Source organism: Ramlibacter sp. AN1133, from assembly GCF_037890035.1.
Classification (GTDB): domain Bacteria; phylum Pseudomonadota; class Gammaproteobacteria; order Burkholderiales; family Burkholderiaceae_C; genus Ramlibacter.
The window spans coordinates 1-1,052 of sequence record NZ_JBBKTQ010000054.1 but is presented as its reverse complement, the minus strand read 5'-3'; the positions used below and the strand labels follow the sequence as shown (position 1 = coordinate 1,052).

General features: G+C 65.8%; 1 protein-coding gene. It reads left to right on the top strand.

What is annotated here, in order from left to right; genetic code table 11:
* Window positions 1-1,050: elongation factor Tu (gene tuf / locus WG923_RS30310; protein WP_340354770.1), on the top strand; the 1,050-nt coding region annotated here is incomplete at its 5' end.
* Window positions 1,051-1,052: the final 2 nt, after the last annotated feature.

Below are 1,052 nucleotides of genomic sequence, written 5' to 3'. Positions count from 1 at the left end.
GACCAGATCGACGCGGCCCCCGAAGAAAAGGCCCGCGGCATCACGATCAACACCGCCCACGTCGAGTACGAGACCAAGGCGCGCCACTACGCGCACGTCGACTGCCCCGGCCACGCCGACTACGTGAAGAACATGATCACCGGTGCCGCCCAGATGGACGGCGCGATCCTGGTCGTCTCCGCCGCCGACGGCCCCATGCCCCAGACGCGCGAGCACATCCTGCTGGCCCGCCAGGTGGGCGTGCCCTACATCATCGTCTACCTGAACAAGTGCGACATGGTGGACGACGCCGAACTGCTGGAACTGGTCGAGATGGAAGTGCGCGAGCTGCTGTCCAAGTACGACTTCCCCGGCGACGACACCCCGATCATCAAGGGCTCGGCCAAGCTGGCGCTGGAAGGCGACAAGGGCGAGCTGGGCGAAGGCTCGATCATGGCGCTGGCCGATGCGCTGGACAGCTACATCCCCACGCCCAAGCGGGCGATCGAGGGTGCCTTCCTGATGCCGGTGGAAGACGTGTTCTCCATCTCCGGCCGCGGCACGGTGGTCACGGGCCGCATCGAGCGCGGCGTGATCAAGGTCGGCGAGGAAATCGAGATCGTCGGCATCAAGACCACGCAGAAGACCACCTGCACGGGCGTGGAGATGTTCCGCAAGCTGCTGGACCAGGGCCAGGCCGGCGACAACGTCGGCATCCTGCTGCGCGGCACCAAGCGCGAGGAAGTCGAGCGCGGCCAGGTGCTGTGCAAGCCCGGCTCGGTCAAGCCGCACACGCACTTCACCGCCGAGATCTACGTGCTGAGCAAGGACGAGGGCGGCCGCCACACGCCGTTCTTCAACAACTACCGGCCGCAGTTCTACTTCCGCACCACCGACGTCACCGGCTCCATCGAGCTGCCGAAGGACAAGGAAATGGTCATGCCCGGCGACAACGTGACGATCACCGTCAAGCTGATCGCCCCGATCGCCATGGAAGAGGGCCTGCGCTTCGCCATCCGCGAAGGCGGCAAGACCGTCGGCGCCGGCGTCGTTGCCAAGATCATGGAGTAATC